Annotated in this window: 13 protein-coding genes and 1 tRNA gene; 3 read left to right on the top strand and 11 right to left on the bottom strand. The window is 39.9% G+C overall.

Annotated features, from left to right (window positions below; all coding sequences use genetic code 11):
- Nucleotides 1-4: 4 nt before the first annotated feature.
- The 3 genes from ANA7108_RS0118735 to ANA7108_RS0118725 all read right to left on the bottom strand — a co-directional run bounded on the left by ANA7108_RS0118735 (nt 5) and on the right by ANA7108_RS0118725 (nt 2,427).
- Nucleotides 5-913 carry a glutaminase gene (locus tag ANA7108_RS0118735; protein WP_016952348.1) on the bottom strand — a complete coding sequence of 303 codons (909 nt, stop codon included), beginning with the start codon at nt 911-913 and terminating at the stop codon, nt 5-7.
- A 102-nt stretch (nt 914-1,015) separates the two neighbouring features.
- Nucleotides 1,016-1,089: transfer RNA gene (locus ANA7108_RS0118730), tRNA-Val, on the bottom strand.
- Nucleotides 1,090-1,158: 69 nt separating this feature from the next.
- The gene (locus tag ANA7108_RS0118725; RefSeq protein ID WP_016952347.1) at nt 1,159-2,427 is read right to left on the bottom strand and encodes a hypothetical protein; all 1,269 of its coding nucleotides are present in this window, start codon (nt 2,425-2,427) and stop codon (nt 1,159-1,161) included.
- A 210-nt stretch (nt 2,428-2,637) separates the two neighbouring features.
- Here ANA7108_RS0118725 and ANA7108_RS0118720 point away from each other — a divergent pair, with 210 nt between their 5' ends.
- Nucleotides 2,638-3,426 (top strand): SDR family oxidoreductase, encoded by a 789-nt coding sequence (locus ANA7108_RS0118720; protein ID WP_016952346.1) that lies wholly within the window; start codon nt 2,638-2,640, stop codon nt 3,424-3,426.
- A gap of 68 nt (nt 3,427-3,494) precedes the next feature.
- On the opposite strand, the gene ANA7108_RS0118715 is transcribed toward ANA7108_RS0118720, so the two are convergent.
- The 7 genes from ANA7108_RS0118715 to ANA7108_RS0118685 form a co-directional block, all read right to left on the bottom strand.
- Nucleotides 3,495-4,274 carry a photosystem II S4 domain protein gene (locus tag ANA7108_RS0118715; RefSeq protein ID WP_026104302.1) on the bottom strand — a complete coding sequence of 260 codons (780 nt, stop codon included), beginning with the start codon at nt 4,272-4,274 and terminating at the stop codon, nt 3,495-3,497.
- 180 nt (nt 4,275-4,454) lie between these two features.
- Complete coding sequence (locus tag ANA7108_RS0118710) at nt 4,455-4,955, bottom strand: hypothetical protein (RefSeq protein WP_016952344.1); 501 nt, start codon at nt 4,953-4,955, stop codon at nt 4,455-4,457.
- 95 nt (nt 4,956-5,050) lie between these two features.
- On the bottom strand, nt 5,051-5,428 hold the full coding sequence (locus ANA7108_RS0118705; protein WP_016952343.1) for a hypothetical protein: 378 nt from the start codon (nt 5,426-5,428) through the stop codon (nt 5,051-5,053).
- A 119-nt stretch (nt 5,429-5,547) separates the two neighbouring features.
- Nucleotides 5,548-7,452, bottom strand: coding sequence for a TolC family protein (locus ANA7108_RS0118700; RefSeq protein ID WP_016952342.1), 1,905 nt, complete (start codon nt 7,450-7,452; stop codon nt 5,548-5,550).
- A gap of 124 nt (nt 7,453-7,576) precedes the next feature.
- Nucleotides 7,577-9,136, bottom strand: coding sequence for a circadian clock protein KaiC (gene kaiC / locus ANA7108_RS0118695; protein WP_016952341.1), 1,560 nt, complete (start codon nt 9,134-9,136; stop codon nt 7,577-7,579).
- A 77-nt stretch (nt 9,137-9,213) separates the two neighbouring features.
- Nucleotides 9,214-9,528 (bottom strand): circadian clock protein KaiB, encoded by a 315-nt coding sequence (kaiB, locus tag ANA7108_RS0118690; protein WP_016952340.1) that lies wholly within the window; start codon nt 9,526-9,528, stop codon nt 9,214-9,216.
- A 174-nt stretch (nt 9,529-9,702) separates the two neighbouring features.
- Entirely contained in the window at nt 9,703-10,296 is a 594-nt protein-coding gene (locus tag ANA7108_RS0118685; RefSeq protein WP_016952339.1) for a hypothetical protein, read from the bottom strand.
- Between the two features lie 784 nt (nt 10,297-11,080).
- Between ANA7108_RS0118685 and ANA7108_RS0118675 the strand changes: the two genes are divergently transcribed.
- Nucleotides 11,081-14,392: an ATP-binding protein gene (locus ANA7108_RS0118675; RefSeq protein ID WP_016952337.1), complete on the top strand. Its 3,312-nt coding sequence runs from the start codon at nt 11,081-11,083 to the stop codon at nt 14,390-14,392.
- Nucleotides 14,393-14,604: 212 nt separating this feature from the next.
- Here the strand turns inward: ANA7108_RS0118675 and ANA7108_RS0118670 are convergent, their stop codons facing one another.
- On the bottom strand, nt 14,605-16,413 hold the full coding sequence (locus ANA7108_RS0118670; protein WP_016952336.1) for a glycosyltransferase family 39 protein: 1,809 nt from the start codon (nt 16,411-16,413) through the stop codon (nt 14,605-14,607).
- Between the two features lie 220 nt (nt 16,414-16,633).
- On the opposite strand from ANA7108_RS0118670, the gene ANA7108_RS0118665 reads away from it, so the two are divergent.
- On the top strand, nt 16,634-17,179 hold the full coding sequence (locus ANA7108_RS0118665) for a hypothetical protein (protein WP_026104301.1): 546 nt from the start codon (nt 16,634-16,636) through the stop codon (nt 17,177-17,179).
- Nucleotides 17,180-17,300 lie beyond the last annotated feature (121 nt).

The raw sequence follows: 17,300 nt of genomic DNA, 5'->3' as shown, positions 1-17,300 counted from the left end.
TAGTTTACATATTTAATTTTAATCCTTGGGATAAAGCTTCCATAAATGCCAGTCCTGCCAGAGGATTGCCGATACTATCCAAGGCAGGACTGTAGCAGCCGATAGCTCCCTGATTTGGTACTATTGCTAATAAACCCCCACCAATTCCCGATTTCATCGGTAAACCAATCTTGACAGCATACTCAGCAGAAGCCTCGTATAATCCACAACTTAACATCACACTGTGGACGATGTTGCGATTTTCTGAAGTTATAAAACTGCTGTTACAAGCTAATAAAGTTCCCAATAAGGCTAAGTCCTGTACAACTCCAGAAATACAGCATATTTGTTCATAAGTGTCAAGAGCAATTTCCAGATTTTTGATATGTCCAGTTTTGATAAGATAGTGAGCGATCGCTAAATTGACCTGAGAACGAGTAGCGCGAACTGAAGTCAACATTTCCAAATCTATATGTAGTTGAGTACCTGCTAATTGATTCAACCATTGACAGAATAACTGCGTCCGAGTATTCACATCCTTTCCTGGTAACTTATCAGCTAGGGTAATAGCACCACTATTAATCATCGGATTGCGTGGATATCCATTATCAGAAATTAACTGTTCTAACGAATTGAAAGGTGCTGCTGAGGGTTCAAATCCAACCAATTCTGACACCTTTTCTGCTCCAAAATATTCGAGCAGATATAGTAGAGAGAATGGCTTAATTACACTCATTAAAGGAAATACACAAGCTGTATCTCCTAAACTGTAACTTACACCTGATTCACCGCATATATTAACAGCAAAGCAGCTAGGGTTAGCTACTGATAAAAGGGGAATACGTTCAATAACTCGTCCCTGTACAGTTTGGTTTTTAGCTTGTTGTAACCAAAGAGATAAATTATTGATATTGATTTCTTTCAGTTTGATCAAAACCCTAATTCCAACCTAAAATAATCTACAATTTAAAATTACTATGATTCCCCGTGTTAGCAGAATTAGTACAAAATTAAGTAGACTAACATAAATAATTCATGGACGGTATTGGATTCGAACCAACGACCCCTACGATGTCAACGTAGTGCTCTAACCAACTGAGCTAACCGTCCTTAACCACAAGAACATCTAAGTTAGCATATCCTCCTAGCAATTGTCAAGCATAATTAGCTGCTAATTCTTTATTTTGCCTGTAGTTGCTTGAGCTTATTATTTGCCAATGTCAACAATCGCTGTGCTTCAGGGTATGCAGTTGTTCCTGATTTTACACTGTTCAACTGAGTGATAATTCCTTGAATCTCGGCTTTAATCTCATTATTATTAGCAGGTGTGCTGGCAATCAATCTTTGGATTTCCTTGTTAGCTTGGTTGAGAATTTCCTGCGCGTCGTTTTCAGTTTGACGACGATTTTTAATAATTCCCAAGTTGGTGTGATACTGCGCTAGTAGTTTTTGCGCTTCCACATAACTTGGTTCTTGAACTTGAATATTCTCTAATTGCCGAATTGCTCTTTCCCATAAATTACCAATTTGTTCCCACTCAAGAGCCGTATGAGGTGGATTTTGAGAAGCTTTAGCAGCTGCTAAGGCAAACTGTTTTGCCCCCTCAACATATGTACCACTGCGGATATCAACCACCGTTTTTTGTTTGACTTGGTATGCAGCAATTAATTTTTGTGCATCTAAATAGCGAGGATTGTTATTGGGAACTTGTTCGAGTCGGTTAATTGCTTGTAGCCATAATTCCGATGCAGCTTGAGATTTTGTAGGTTGAACTTTCTGAGCTTCTAAATCAAATTCTTGTGCAGCAGCGATAAAATTACCAATCCGCGCATTATCAAAATCCCGTTTGTAAGCTGTAAGTTGAGTTTGGGCAGTTTTACCTGCTAATGTTTGTTGAGAAATTTCCTCTAATTGATCGATCGCTATTTGCCAAGATGCGATCGCTTTCTCTCTATCTTTTGTATTTGTAGCTTGTTCATATTGCAACTTTGCTGCCAATAGAGCCTTTTTGGCTTCATTCAAGGGAATCAAAGCATTTTTGTCTTGGAAAACTACCGCATCTAGTCGTGCTACCCGTTTTCGTGCCTGTTCAAATTCATCTAAAGTAAACTGCCAGGAACAACTAAACAAACTACAATAACGCTGAGGATAGTAACCCAAAAACCAAACTGGTAAATTTTCCAAGTGTTTTTTTGCAGCTTTAACTTTTTCCCCACCTAGTTCAATATCCGCAGTGCTAGTAGCTAGACTTACTAACTGATCTGCTTGTTCTAGGGAATCAATCGCACCTCGATAATGATGATCCATACTCATAAAACTAGGTAACAGCAGAATTGGTGCTACTTGAGCTACAGGTTTGCGAATCATGGGATAAGGTAAGTTTACAACCCATACCACCCCCGCTGTACCTGCGATAAGAATAGCTGCTAATTTGATTTTCCCGAACATAGTCATACCTAATTGCTACTTAAACTAGTATTCCCTTTCTTTCGCTGAAAATAATACATATATAAATTATCAGGACACGGGAACAAGTTTGTTCACAAATCATTTAGTAGAGTTGCTATAGGAATTAATCAACGTTTTGAAATTACCACAGATTCTGGAAAGAATTGTTACCATAAATAAGGTGATTGAATAAATCAGATAATACCTAAAATGTCAACAGCTTTAGTTACCGGGGCTTCTGGGGGAATTGGCAAAGCTTTTGCAGAAGAACTTGCTGCACGTCAAACAAATCTTGTTCTGATTGCACGTTCAGCAGAGAAGTTGGAAGAAATAGCCACACAATTACAACAAAAACACAAAGTTCAAGTCGAGATTATAGCCAAAGACTTAACCGAACCTAATGCCACTAATGATGTATTTGATTTGATCAAAGCTAAAGGATTAACAATTGATTTGTTAATCAATAATGCTGGGTTTGGCGATTATGGCGACTTTGCCGAAAGAGACGGGCAACGACAATTAAATATGATTCAATTAAATATTATGGCATTGGTAGATTTAACTCATAAATTTCTACCTTTAATGCGAGAACGCCGTTCGGGAAGCATTATTAATGTTTCTTCAATTGCGGGATTTCAACCAATGCCTTATCTTTCTGTCTATGCAGCCACTAAAGCTTTTGTTCTCAGTTTCAGTGAAGCATTATGGGCAGAAAATCGTGATTATGGTGTCCGGGTTTTGGTAGTTTGTCCAGGGCCAACAGAAACAGACTTTTTTACAGAAGCAAAGTTTCCCGCAGCTTTGGCAGGTTCAACAAATAAAATAGCCACTCCTAAACAAGTTGTGGATGATGCTTTGCAAGCTTTAGAAAAAGGTGAATCGTCAGTAGTTAGTGGTGGTTTAGGAAATCAAGTCATTGTTAATATGCACAGATTTTTACCAAGAGAGTCTTTAGTAAGTTTGGTGGCAAAACAGTTTAAAGTAATTCGTAATTCGTAATTCGTAATTAGAAGAATTACTTGTTCCCTGTTCCCTGTTCCCTGTTCCCTGTTCCCTGTTAAGAGTCCCTACATAAACCTAGTTAATTGCACGCGGTAACGGTCTTTTTTAGTAACAGCAATTTCGCCGACTTCTAAACGTCCTTTACCGCGAATTGCGATTAAATCGCCTGATTTAACTTGAGAACTGGCTTGGGTGATTTCTTTCCAATTGACACGAACATCATGAGAGTCAATTAAATCCACCATTTTGCTGCGGGACATTCCAAAACCGGCAGATGCGATCGCATCTAAACGCAAAGAAGCTTCCACAGTTGTCAATTCTTTTTTCTTCGGTTCCCGGACTTTTAACTCATTGATATCAATCCGCTGAGTTTTTACAGGAACTGAACGCACTTGTTGGAGACTCATTTCCAGAAATTCTACCAATTCCGGGACGACGATTACCTGCGCCCCTCTTTCTCCCAAGACAATCACATCTCCTGTCTTTTCCCGGACAATTCCCGTTCCCAACATTGCACCTAAATAGTCCCGGTGAGTTGCGGTATCAAACAGGAAATTACCCGCAATTTCTAAAGTACTGATAGCAACTTGAGATGAATCTAATGGTAATTCAGAACGTGCGATCGCAATTCTTTGGCGTTCAGCTTGGGGATATCCACCCCACGCTACTAAATGTACGTCTGTTAATCGACTAAACACCCGTTGAATTTCTGCTAACTCTGGCGGAGACAAAAAATCAGTAAAAACCACTTCCCAGGTCTTAATAGCCTGTTCTGCCTGGTCAATCACACGGGCGATACTCTCACGGTTTTCAACACCTTTTAAAAGTTCTTCTCTGGGTAACATGGGACTAGATGTAGGGTGTAGGGGAGGCAACAGAAGAAAATTCATACTCAATACTCAATACTCAATACTCAGCACTCAATACTCAGCACTCAATACTCAGCACTCAGCACTCAGCACTCAGCACTCAGCACTCAGCACTCAGCACTCAATACTCAGCACTCAGCACTCAGTACTGACCAATTAGTTAGTTTCAGCATAACCCTGGATATTTTCTGGATCAAACTGACGTAATATGCGTGTAGCTTGGCGAGTTAAAGTTTCTGAACCCTCAACTACAATTATGTATTTACCAGAATCTAAGCGGTTGCGATAGGGTAAAGCATCTCCACCTCCTGCAACTAAACCAATTCCACCACCAACAAATACGCTACCCATTGCACCACTACCAGCACCTAGCAGCCCACCAACAACATGATTACCAATTTCTCCTGCCCAATCAAAGGTATTCAACCCAGTGATGAGACTGAAAGTAAAACCTGCAAAAAAGCCAAAGGGAACCAGCCATAATGCCATAAGTTGCGCTTGCTTTTTGGCTTGCTCTTTTGGGTCAATTAAGCCAAACTCATCAGCGGTTTTGTACCCTCTACCGAGAATACTACTTTTTATGCCTACTTTTTCTAAGTCTAAATAAGCGGCTTCGGCTTGAATACGGTCTGATAATACGGCTACAAGGTAATTCATTGATTTTAATGAAAATATTAATCTGACAGGGGTTCTACTTAATTAACAGCGTATCAGCACTGGTTTCATATCTCAGAAGGAAAGCGGCAACTATATTACTTTAACGAATCCAATGGCGCACAAAAATTATTGATACCTTGTTTGAGAATATATATTAAAACTGGGGTTGCTAAAATTTTCGGAAAAGCAGGTATTGTCGTTAGATGTGTCATCATTGCTGTAATTGAGCTGTTCACCAAATCTTCTCGATATTCTTGTTCACAAATCACTGCTCGCCATTTTCTAGCCAAAGCGTCTAACCACTCAGCATTTGTTCTTTCTGGTTGTTGTCCAGCGCGAATTGCTAGAGACATGGCTGCATCTTCTAAATCTCCGTCACAATCCTCTATCAAGTCTAGCGCTTCCATTGCTTGCGGATCATCTGCCAATTGAGAGCGGAACTGGGCAATTTCTTGTGATGTGACTTTAGTCATGAGTTCTTTTATTTGTTATCGTTCTACCAAATATAGCTTTTTTGACTAAGAAGCCTCATTTGCTAGTAATTACACTGCTAAATGAGGCTTTTGGGGCTTTTAAAAAAGGTTGTATTTATTTACTTATTAAAAGCTCTGGAAGTGACATACCGTTGTAATTCAGTCAAAGCCCGATTGTAATTCAAAATAGCTGTGACTCGATTACCTTCCGATCTTGTCAAGTCATTTTCTGAGTTAATCACATCAGTTTGAGTACCGACACCTGCTTGGAATCGCAAACGTGCTAACCGTAAAGACTCTTTAGCTTGTTCTAAAGCCACATTAGCGGTTTGGACATTTTCTAAGTTAGCACGCTGAGTAGAATAAGCCTGTTCTACCTGAAAACGAATTTGGTTACGTTGTTCAGAAAAATTGGTTTCAGCGATCGCTATATTAGATTTGGCCTGAGAGGCTCTAGCTTTTGCTGTTCCCCCATCGTATAAATTTAGGGTTGCTTGCACGCCGACTGAATAACCATCGCTAACGTTGATACTATCATTAAACACATCTAACAAGTCATAGCTGGCAACTAAACTAATTTGTGGTCCTAAAGAAGCTAAAGCCTGTCTTCTTTGCTGCTCGCTAACATTCCGCTCTGCCAATCGCTGTTGCAGTTCTGGACGATGTTGATAAGCTAAGATAATACTCTGTTCGAGAGTTTCCTGCCAAAGACCAGCTAACTGTACAGGATCAGCGGCAGTAATATTTGCCGACTGAGGAATATTTAACCGAGTTGCTAAAGTACGACGAGCAATTTCTTGTTGGGAACGAGCATTAGTTAGGTCTTGTTGGGCATTTGCTAAGTTTACCTGCGATCGCAACACATCGAATCGCGTACCCACACCAGCCCTTTCTAGAGCCTGTGCATCTCGCAAACTAGCCTCAGAATTCTGCACTGCTGATTGAGAAATACGTACTTGTTCATCTGCTTGTTGCAAATTATAGTATTCCCTAGCAACATTCAAGCGAATATCCTCAGATTGCCGCTCTACATCCAACTCCTGAAAACGTACTTGTTCCTCAGCCTCTCTAATAGCCGCATTTCGTCTTCCAGAGGTGTAAAGGTCATATTGCAATTGTGCTGCACCAGTAAAACTGGTATCAGAGGTAGCATCCGGTGCATTGGGATTTAACTCCTGTGTTCGTTTAGCTGACAATGTACTGCTACTACTGCGGCTGTTAGTAATCCGACTAGTCAGCCCCACTGTTGGCAATAACGAAGCTTGTTGCTCCTTGAGAGAGCCTTTACTACGTTCTAACTGCAATATTGACACTTGCAAATCATTATTGTTGCGCTTTGCCAGTTCTAGAGCCTGTTGCAAAGTAATTGGCTGATTTGCCTGAACTGTCACTTCCTCTGGTTTTGTAGGAAATATTAAAGGATTGGGACTGGGATTCAAGTATTCAGGAGTCTCTATGGAACCTGTAGGTGTAGGTGTTACAGTGTCTGAGCTTTGAACAGGCTGCTCTAAAGTATCAGTTTTTTCTGATTCAGTAGGCATACTTGCCTGAGCTACCCGCTCACTGGATGGTTTGGTTTGTGAACAGTTTTTTAAGGCTGAAAGCAAGGCAGCTTGACTGTTCTGCTTTGTCCGTAAACATTTTTTGGACTCGAATAACTCTGCTAACTTTGTCCCAGTAACTGAAGCTGGTAAAACTGTTTTTGGTATTTTGTCTCCTGGCAGACTTTTATGATTAACCCCAGAGATTTCTGGAACACTATGATTACCTACAGGCTTCACATTGAGGTTACTAAAATCAAGAGTAGGTATTAAGGTTGGAGAATTATCAACTCCCTGATTGGGTAGTTGCTGATTCATATTGTCCGCAACTGAGGCTTTTCCACCGGTTGCAGTCAATACAGTAGGAGAAGAATTTGTTTTAACTTCACCTACTTTGACCGTACCCGCCCAAGCCGACTGAGTTGTTAATACCGCTGCTGTTACACCAGGTAAGAAACTATGAAATAATTGCTGTCCTTTCACCGCATCCCCTCACACGAAAATCTATCTAGCGGCAGAAAACTTGTCTTCACACAGAATATAGCACGAGAGTGAACTACCCGACGCTGAACGCTTAGGCGTTACAGTGCAAGCTTTCCCAACGAATTTAAGAATCAGAACTCTGTTTTTCTTCAAAACGTTTGACAATGCGAGAAAGTTCTGCTTTTTCGTCTATGCTAACGCGGGTAGGAGCGCCACTGACAATTCGTTCGTAATTACGGAAGGAATCTTTAATATTAGGACCGTCAGCCGTAATATTGTACTCCCGAATTCCCTTATCGTGCCACGAACCGCGCATTTTGAAGACGTTTATTGCCCGTGACATTTCACCATGTATCTCTACATACTGCAACATTAAAATTGTATCAGTAATCGTGGAAATGTGAGAATCAGTAATTGAATGTGACCCCATAAATTGGTCACTGGTGTTAGTAAAGAAGCCTGTAATCTCTTCTTGTTTAGCATAACCTGTAACACCAATGACAAATTGCCGAAAAGCATTATTACTTACGCCTCTAGCTAGTGCTGAGAGGGAGTCAATGGCAATCCTAGCTGGCTTAAAATCGGCAATTTCTGATTTAATAATTTGCAAGTGATCTTCTAAACCGGTTGATTCGGGATATGTACAAATTATTTTTAATAAGCCTTGGTGTTCTAATTCCTCAAAGTCAATTCCCCAAGAATAAGCATTGCGAGACAATTGAGCGCGGGATTCTTCATAAGCAAATAATATCGCCCGCTCGCCGCTAACACATCCATCTTGAATAAATTTGCTAACTAACAGAGTTTTACCAGTACCTGTGGCTCCTGTGGCCAAAATAATCGAGTCTTTAAAGAAACCACCACCACACATTTCATCCAGGGTTTTCACCCCAGAAGATACGCGGACATTTGAAGAACGTTGTGTTAACCGCATTGCGCCCAATGGGAAAATATTGACTCCTGCATTTGTAATCGTAAATGGATATTCACCTTTCATGTGGGTTGTCCCGCGCAATTTGAGAATTTCAATTGTGCGGCGGCGGCGTTCTCCTTCTAAAACGTTGCGAACAATTACTACATTGTCAGAGACAAATTCTTCTACTCCAAAGGAAGCAACAGGCCCATATTCTTCACCACGCTCTGTTGTAATTATGGTGGTAACGTTTAATTGTTTGAGTCGTGCTACTAACCGAAATATTTCTCGTCTGACTACGCCTATAGCTTCATATTGTTGGAATACTGCTGTGATGGAATCAATGGAAACCCGATGAGCTTTGTATTTACGAATCGCATATTGTAAGCGCTCAATTAGGGCTGAAAGGTCAAAGTTACCGACTATATCTTGACCTTCAGGATCAGGTGATGCGTCGAGAATAAACAGCTTTCCTTCTTCAATCAAACGTTGTAAATTCCAGCCAAAAATATGAGCATTTTTAATAATATCGCTGGGTGATTCCTCGAAGGTAACAAATACTCCTGCTTCATCAAAGTAGGTGATGCCATTATACAGAAATTGTAGAGATAATAAAGTTTTACCTGTACCAGAAGTACCGCTGACTAAGGTTGTTCTTCCAACTGGTAAGCCACCATGACTAATGTCGTCAAAGCCCTCAATCATTGTGCGAATTTTCTCTACACCCCCAATTAGTGGATTTTTTGGCTCTTTTTGGTCTTTGTAACTCATTTTTTTATCACATTTGGGTATTTAACCCTATTTTTTAAATTACTAAAAATTAGACTCGATTTTTGTGAATCAGATTTCTATTCTTCCCAGTCTTCTTCACTCAACTCTTCATACAGTAAATCTAGTCCTATTAAAACTCTTTCTCTGTCTGAAAGATCACCGATTATCTTGCGGACTGGAGGCGGCAAAATCTTTGATAATGTCGGTGTGGCTAATATTTTATCTTCTTCTGCTAGTTGTGGGTTTTTAAGGACATCGATTACTTTTAAAGCATAAACGCCTTTGAACTCTTGTTCTAATATGTTTTTGAGGGTGTTTAATGCTCTCACGGAGTTGGGAGTGTTCCCTGCTACATAAAGCTTGAGAACATAGGTCTTCTTGGATTTATTCATAAAATTACAGGCTATTTCTGAGTATAGGAATACAAAATATGATGATGCATTTGTCTGAACTTACAAATGATATAACAGGTAACAGTTTTAAAAGCCTATTTGTGTCTAAGTTTTATGACTAGTTAATGTTATAACAACCTTGGCGGTTACTATAAATTGGAAGTTTAACTTTCTTTATTCGATTTTAGAAACTTTACATCTATAGACTTCACACAGGTTTGCCAAAATATCTATTAATGTTAGTCTGTAATCAAGCAATGTTTCATCACTCCTTCCTTCTAATTTTAGCTGCTTGGAAAACTCGTCAATAAGTTCCATGTGGATTTCTATAATTTTTGGTACAGGAATATTCGCATAAAATAAAGCATTAATAAATTTATCAATGCTAGATTGCAGCGTTTTATCTGTAAGATAGTAATTTATAAGAATTTTACGGTAGTCTAATTTAAGTTGCTCTAGCAATTCCTGCTTATCCCCTGGACTCATGCGCTGAAATAACTGCTGGTTTTTTTGTTTGTTGCAGGCTAATACATAGCTATATTTTTCATCCTCATTCAGTTGTTGATTGTGGTGTTGGTGGGTAGTTTTGTTTAAAGAGTATATACTGACAGGGATAGTTATAGGCAAATAAAAACACCATATTGGGGTGATCATGTGATCGATGAGATTCCACGTTTGCCCAATTAAATATTGTAGGTTGCTCATATGAGTGAGAGCATATAAATATTTTTTAACATTTGGTTGCCAAATCAATATTGGTAATAACATTTATTGTTTATATGGGAATCCGGTTTGATACTAATAGCTGAGGTGGCGTAGTCATACTTACTCATGGAGGCTTTTAACTAGAAACTGTGGAAAGAAGTGTACTAGTTTTTTTTCAGCACAGAGTGCAAGACACTTTCACAAAAATCAGGACTCCTATATATTTAGTAGGATGATTAACCAAACTCAACTGTATGGGTTAATTAAGTTTTGTAAAAGATTTTCAGTCGGGACTAGCTAAAAAACGCTTTCTGTCAAAAATATTTAGGACTAACCACTCAAAAAGTGAGTTGCCGCAACTGACCAGTATAAATTAGAGTTGAACAAGCGTTGAAAATCAGATATGTAGTTGAATGCTGGTGTCCAGTATGTATATCTATCGGAATATAGATATTTTTATTTCACTCCTTGATAAGATACATAAACAAAGTTAAATCATCGTTTCATTTTAAATCATTATAATTCCTCAAGGTTCTAAAACGAATCTTTGGAGCGATAATTGTTCTAGCTATAACCATCGATGAAGAGTTTCAACACCAGTATCCTGCTGGTGAAGATGGTCGCTAGAACAAAAGAGTAGGTCTCGAAAAGCAGCACCTTGGGAATTTTTGGAGGCAACCAATTGTCCGTCAGAGCCGAGTTGATTGTTTCAATATCCTTTAAAATGTCACGAAAATCGCTTATGTGACTCTTCTTGGAGGATATTGCTGCAGGCATAAAGACCATCAGCACTTTGGTAGATGTTTATGCCAAAAGTAACCACAGGAAGAATGACCCCTTAAGCCCTATGTTAATGCTACAGTACCCGCTTTATGACTTTCTAGCAACCGTACCCAGCTGCCCAGAAACAAGCACTCTGGCGGTGGTGCTGGAGATTTTAGAGAAAGAGCAGTGCGATCGCTTGGTAGTAGTGAATCAACAGCAATGCCCCATAGGATTGTTGTACTCTGCCCGTTTAATCCCCAAATTATTGGCAGCAGCCAGTGGTGAGCAATTTCTCAATTTACAGCAGCCAATCTCAACTTTGGGATCAACCCTAATTGAGCCAATACATAAAATACCCGTTTGTGATCATCTAGAAAAATTTAACTTGTTTTTGCGTTACCCACAAACCCAAAAAAACCGCAACTTAGATTGGGCGTTAGTTGATATAGATGGAAAATTTTTGGGGTTACTGGATAGCTCACGCTTACTACGGTTTTTAGCTAAGGAAAAAGTGGCACTTGTTTCAAATGCCCCAGGAACTGCTCAAAAAGGGAATAATAGCGCCAAAACAGCTGCTAACAAACAAAATCAACACCAGTTGATCACGCACAATCCCCTAGTACAGTTGTTGGAAAGACTGCCTTGGCCTTTAATGCTACAAACAAGTGCTGGGGAAGTGGTGACGCAAAATCCAGCTTGGTGGGAACAATTGGGAGAGTTGAAAGATCCAGAAGGAATCAGGCAACAGGTAGAGGCCATACTTGCTCCTGAACACAATCAACAAGCAGTGAAAGTTTATGCCCATGATCGAGCCAGGAACGCATCCCTGTCGCCGAGTCAACAGCATTCTGAGGGTGATAGTGCGTCAGTTCGCGGGTCGCTAACAAGTGCAGCTACTCCTCAAACAGGCTTACCTCCTTACGCCCCATCTGTTTTACCAATGATGCAGGAGCAACTTGTACCGGGGAATACAGCATCTAGTTACTGTTATTTAGATACTCAATTAGGTACTTGTACTTGTGTCGTGGAAGTACAAAATGGTCAGGAGCGAATTTGGCAATTTGCTAGAATTCCCCTAGATGGACCTGAGTTAAAAGTCTGGAGTGCTGATTCTGAAGTTACACTTAGCAGTCAGAACCCAGAACTGGGCAATGAAAAGCTGTGGTTAGTCTTAGCAACTGATGTCACCGAACAGCAACAACTTTGCAAAGAACTGGCAGCAAAAAATGCCGATTTGATTCAACTAAATCGCTTAAAAGATGAGTTTTTAGCTTGTATTAGCCATGAACTGAAAACACCACTAACGGCAGTTTTGGGCTTGTCCAGGTTACTGGTAGATCAACAATTAGGAGAACTAAATGAGCGTCAAGCACGTTATGCAGGTTTAATTCATCAAAGTGGCCGTCATTTGATGAGTGTGGTTAATGACATTTTAGATTTGACGCGGATGGAAACTGGACAGATGGAACTTGCCCCATCTCCAGTTAAAATTAGGGAAGTGTGCGATCGCGCTTTATTAGAAGTAAAAACACTCCAAAATCAAACCAGCAAAACTAGCCAATCTTACCAGTCTGAAAATAAACGTTCATCGGATGATCATCAATTCAGTCTCACCATTGAACCAGGCTTAGAGCAAATGGTTGCAGATGAGCTACGCTTGCGCCAAATGCTGGTACACTTACTTTCCAACGCTTTTAAGTTCACGGAAATTTCTGGAGAAATTGGACTGCGGGTAAATCGTTGGGAAGGGTGGATTGCTTTTACAGTCTGGGATACTGGCATTGGCATTCCCGAACATCAACAACATTTAATATTTCAAAAATTCCAACAACTAGAAAATCCCCTGACTCGCCAATTTGAAGGCACTGGTCTGGGGCTAGTATTAACAAGAGCATTAGCTCGTCTACATGGTGGAGATGTCAGCTTTTTGTCTCGTGAAGGCAAAGGTAGTCAGTTTACACTACTATTACCACCCAGTCCGCCAAAAACAAGTTTTGCGGAATCAGAGGCAGGAAATTCAGAATCACATCAACAGGTTTCCTCCCAACGGTTAGTGTTAGTAGTTGAGGCAGTAGCTGGATATATTGAAGACTTAACTCAACATCTTAAAGGTTTGGGTTATCGGGTGGTAATTGCTCGTGCGGGAACAGAAGCACTAGAAAAAGCCCGACGCTTGCAACCGAAAACTATCTTCTTGAATCCGTTGTTACCCCTACTGTCAGGTTGGGATGTGCTAACTTTACTCAAGTCTGATCCGGCAACTCGCCATATTCCTGTTATTGTCACAGCTACAGGTGCAGAAAAAGAACAGGCATTTGCTAACCGAGCCGATGATTTTGTGAGCTTACCAGTAGAGCATTCGGGATTATTACCAATTTTAGAAAGATTGTGTACTGCACCAGAAGTTGAGCAGATAAATGTAGAAAATAATGAAATCCCACCGATAATAACTCCTCTGCGTATTCTCCGGTTGGTAAATCCAGAATTAGAATCTGTTACTCCTAACCCTTCACTCCGAGAACATCGAGTAATTGAAGTAGATGATCTAGATCAGGCTGAACTTTTAGCGCGAGTGTGGCAGTTTGATGTAGTTTTGCTAGATGTGGAAAGTTCTACCGCTCAAAATTATCTACAACAATTGATTAAACATCCACGTTTGGCAGCTTTACCACTAGTAACTTGTGATGTGGCCACGACTTTAGCAGCTTCCCAAATACCAGGATTAGGTGTGTTTCCTTGTTTAATTCCATTAAGTAAGCAAGGTGGTAATCACAAAGGAAAACCAGATCCTTTATTATCGGTGTTACAAATTGCTTCGGGTCTTAGCTGCCCTCCTCATATTTTAGTGGTCGATGTGACTATGTTGCGCGATTTACCACAGGTAAGACCTAAGCAAGTGAAGGGCTATCGGTTAGAAAGAAACTCTTCTCTTAAAAATGAGTACAGAAGGGGTTCATCTTCACCAAATACAGAACGGGGATCTGAGTGGTTCCAAGCTTTAATTCAATACTTACAAACTGCCGGTTTTAAAGCATCTATGGGTAACTGCTGGGCAGAAGTTCTGCAACAAATTCGCCACCAAAGTGTGGATTTACTACTAATTTGTTTGGGAGAATCGGCAATTCATAAAGAAATGCAAAAAGCACTTAAAGCTTTGTCAGATTTACCGTTGAATTTGCCACCAATTTTAGTACTTGACCAAAGATTAAATCAGGTGAAAAATCCAGAAATTAGTCCAGCAAAAAAAAACGGAAATCAATATTTGCAAACTAATTGTGCTAGTGAGTTAGAATATCTGACTGGCGGTATCGCTACCCAGATATTACCCCGTTCTATCTCAATGGAAGACTTATTAAATCAGATTAATCAAGCTTTGGTAAAAGGTGACAGGTGACAGGTGACAGGTGACAGGTGACAGGTGACAGGTGACAGGTGACAGGTGACAGGTGACAGGTGACAGGTGACAGGTGACAGGTGACAGGTGACAGGTGACAGGGAACTCTTCTAATTACGAATTACGAATTACGAATTACGAATTACGAATTACGAATTACGAATTACGAATTACGAATTACGAATTACGAATTACGAATTACGAATTACGAATTACGAAATGTCCAGTTTTTCTTTTTTACTTTTTTTAAAAGGGATGCGAATGAGATTATAAGCACCTTTGGTGGCTATATTCTTGTAATTATCTGGTGGTAAGTTCATTTCCAGCAACTTTTTCTGTTCCGTTAGAAGTAGTATTGATGGCGGCCGGATTTTCGCATTTGCTTGATTTTGAATATAGTCTAGTGCCTGTTGGGAAAATTTGAGGTAATTAACATTATGTTGGGTGTAGAAAGTCACTGTTGGCTTTTTGAAACCGACCATAACTAGTTCTTCATTGGGTTGTTTTTCTTGGACTGCGATCGCAGATAATTCTCTTAAAGGTAGTTGACGCTGTTGATCCATCACAAACAAAGTAGGCATTAACACCACTGATAAAAATGCCACAAACCCTATTAAATTAATAAAAATGATGGGACGCAGATAATTACTCAATATTAAAGCCGCGATACTAATCGCACTAACAAGCCAAATTATACCTCCTAAATTTGTTAACCCCAATTTTTGAATTAGTTCATATAATTCAGGTGCAGCAGGATCAGTACCCACTATTTTAGATAGATTAAATAGTCCTACTGATATTGTCGATAAAAAGGCAACATTTATCCAGCTACTGATGCGGAAAGATTTATGAGTTTGTATGTTTGAGAACAGGTCACTCCAAAATAATGCTACCAAAATAGCTGTAGCTGGCATTAAAGGTAAAAGGTAGCTGGGGAGTTTGGTGACAGCAATGCTAAAAAAACCAAAGACACCAAAAAACCAGAAACAAGCAAATAAACCCAATTGTTGAGAACGTTCTTGATTAAGCCAGTGCGATCGCTGCCAAAATTTTAACCTAGCCATAGCAGTGAGAATGTACACTGAGTATGGTGCAAAACCCAACAACACGACTAAAAAGTAAAAATACCAAGTGGCTGAGTGACCATTCACAACTTCTGTAAAGCGTTCTATGTTGTGATAACCAAAAAAGGAGTTAATAAAATTCCAGCCATTACGCCAAGTCACCAAGACATACCAGGGAGCAGATATAGCGAAAACTATTCCCATACCCAAAATAGGACGCATTTCTCGCCACAGTTCCCAGAATTTGCCTAAATATACAGCAAAGGCAATCATAATCAGCCCTGGTAAGACAATTCCGACTGGTCCTTTAGTTAAAATTGCCCCAGCAATCAATACATAACAAGCCAAATACCATTTATTGGGGAACGGGGAAGGAGAAGATTTTTGAGCGTATCCTAGAAAGAAGCATAGCAAAGCAGATGCCATGCAACCAGTGAGTAACATATCAGAAACACCGACTCTAGCCCAAACAATCATTTCGGGATTAAATGCCATTAAAGCCGATGCTACAGCAGCTGTTAAGTAACGACGAGTAGGATTTGCAACTTGCTCTAACTCATCTTTTTTAGCAAAATGCCACTGTACAGCGTAAAATGCCAGAGCTGTTACAGCCGTTGCTGCCAGTGCGGAAGGGATACGGGCTGCCCACTCATTCACCCCCATAATAGAATATGCGATCGCTTGACACCAATAAATTAACGCTGGTTTGTCAAAACGAGTTTCACCATTAAAAAATGGGGTAATCCAATCACCTGTAACTAGCATTTGCCGGGAAGCTTCAGCAAACAACGGCTCAGTTTCGTCAACCAAGCCAATATTGCCCAAATTCCAACCAAAAGCTATCCAGTTAATCAGCAGTAACCACAAGATGGAAATAGTCACAGCAAGGGCTGGACGCTGTTCTATCTTGTGAAAAAATTGGTCAACAGGGCGGGTAACGCTCAATTTCAGCCTCATAAATCCATACTCACAGACACGGTGAATCGCGTCTTTCTCATACACAATAATTCAAAAGTCGTTAATAAGTTCGATTTTGTTCTCACCATACCCCACACCATATCTCCACAAATAATCTTGGTGCATAATTTCTATTTGTCAGGACAAACATTTCTGGAAAGCGCCTAACGCACCTGTATCCAACTATGTAATTGCAGCCTATCTACTTACTTAAAGCAATATGAACCGTTATTATCCATTTACTTTGCCATTGATAACTGTAGCTGTGCTGTTGTGCAGTGCGATGAATGGTTCTAAGAGTCTATCCCAACCCGCCACCCGTTCCTTCAATACACTCAAAAATGGCAACTATCGCTTTTGTAGTCAACAACCCAAATCAAGTAATATAGCTCCTCCAGATGCGATAATTGGTGATTGCTTTTTATTCCGGAAACAAGGAAATCAAGTTGTTGGTACTTATTACGACACTAGAACATTAGGGGAAAATGCGCTTTGTTTGCAAGGCACTTTTAAAGATAGCTTTTACGGTGAAGGTTTAGAATTTATAGGTGGTATTGGTCGTCAACATATACCTGCCAAAGCTCAAGGTTCGCGTCTAGTAAATTGGGACAAGGAAGGAATTTTGCAAGTTGCCAAAGCCATACCCTATGGTAAACGCACAGTATCTGGTCAACCAATACACTACCGCCAAGCTATTGTAGATTTTAAGCGGCTTTATCGATATAATTTAGGCACTAAGCTACCACCAAAACGCTGCCTGCGTTAACGAATATTAAACTACAAACTTCACTGTAAGGCATATCGGCAGAAACAGAAAATTTTCTGTCTCTAGATCAATACAAACTATTATTCTCTGGGTTTACATTAGACATTTTTGCCAACTTACT

Source organism: Anabaena sp. PCC 7108 (genome assembly GCF_000332135.1).
GTDB lineage: Bacteria > Cyanobacteriota > Cyanobacteriia > Cyanobacteriales > Nostocaceae > Anabaena.
Note: the sequence above shows the minus strand (reverse complement) of the source record. Positions and strands in the feature narration are given on the sequence as shown.